Here is a 1,360-nt window from a genome sequence, read left to right on the forward strand (position 1 = left end):
TCAACTAATTCTAATTATCGGCAGATTGATTAATTTCCTAGATTATTATAACAGTACAAAAAACAACCAATATATGAATAGACGAATAAAAAAAATATTAGAAAATATAACAGATAAAGAACCTGATACATTCGTAGAAGAAAATAAACAAAAATTAGAACTTTTTGCAAAGACTCCTCATATTATTAGATTAGACTATTTATCCATGCGATTTGTTGCTAGTTTCTACTTGCGAAAATGCTGTAAATTATTTTGGTATGACCCTAATGAAAATAATTTTTGTTCACTTTTAGACTATTTATTTTACTATTATTCAAGTTATATTGTTTATTTTTCAGACTCGAATCGTAAAAATGAATTAGTGAATCAAGTCGGACTAACATCTGTCTTTTTGGGGGTTTTGACTTTTTTCCCAAAAAAAGAATCCGATATTATGCTATGTATTTTAATTGAAAGAATAGAAGATACATTAAAGAGTGATTTTCCTTATGTGTATTATCAAGATACAATTTTACCAGAATCAATTGTCATGTATGATAAATATTACAATAAAAACAACAGCCACCTGTTAAATATTTATACAGAGAAGAGGCTTAACCCCATATATGCCCAATTAATAGATAATATTTGCACAGATGACACGACTATGTTTAACCAACTAATAGATGATATTTGTATCTATCATTTACGAAAATGTAATGATGGTAACTTCTCTAAAAATGAGTTTTACTTTACAGAATGGCAATTAATTCCCACGGAAATATTGGTATTACTACGATATCGTCATATTCAAGGGAAAAATATAAAGTTTATAACAAACGAACTGATTAAGAGGTTCATTCCGTTTTTAACCTTAAAATCATTTATGCTTTCTGAAGAAACTATTCAATTTAGAGAAAAACTTTATAATACATATATGGAAAAAGTAATGGCAGAATTGGAAAATGAAAATATAACAAAAATAATAAATCTATAGTTATATTTTATTATGTACGAGAAATTCTTAGAAAAGAACATCAATAGTATAAGGCAGACAGTTGATGATGCCTTTATCGCTAAATACTCCGATTTGTCTTATCCTGAACTGACTGCTTTATGGCAAGAAGTTAGGTTGGGCAGCTATTGTGAAGGATTGCTTAAAATCATAAATCCGTCAAGATTACCAAGATGTACTAAACTCTTGTTATATTATGGACTATGACAAATCGTTTCTTCCATTCATGTGTACGACTTTCGGTGATATCTTTGACTTATATAGATATAAGTACACAAACAATCGGCATATTCAAAGATTTAGATAAATTTTGAGTTTGAAAAAAGTTGATAACAACGCAGGATAACGGCAAGCCGTTCCCTGCTG

At 28.6% G+C, this 1,360-nt stretch carries 2 protein-coding genes; both read left to right on the forward strand.

Annotated elements, in window-relative coordinates; translation table 11 throughout:
• Positions 1–73 precede the first annotated feature (73 nt).
• Positions 74–976 (forward strand): hypothetical protein, encoded by a 903-nt coding sequence (locus M3090_RS15255; protein WP_249057687.1) that lies wholly within the window; start codon positions 74–76, stop codon positions 974–976.
• A 12-nt stretch (positions 977–988) separates the two neighbouring features.
• A complete protein-coding gene (locus tag M3090_RS15960) occupies positions 989–1,201 on the forward strand; it encodes a GAD-like domain-containing protein (protein WP_410553277.1) in 213 nt (70 codons plus the stop codon).
• Positions 1,202–1,360: the final 159 nt, after the last annotated feature.

The organism is Bacteroides sp. ET71, assembly GCF_023336905.1.
In the GTDB taxonomy this organism is placed as follows: Bacteria; Bacteroidota; Bacteroidia; order Bacteroidales; family Bacteroidaceae; genus Bacteroides.

Excerpts from the sequence above, each read along its gene's own strand:
- M3090_RS15255 (WP_249057687.1), top strand. The coding sequence starts at position 74 with ATGAATAGACGAATAAAAAAAATATTAGAAAATATAACAGATAAAGAA.
- M3090_RS15960 (WP_410553277.1), top strand. The coding sequence starts at position 989 with ATGTACGAGAAATTCTTAGAAAAGAACATCAATAGTATAAGGCAGACA.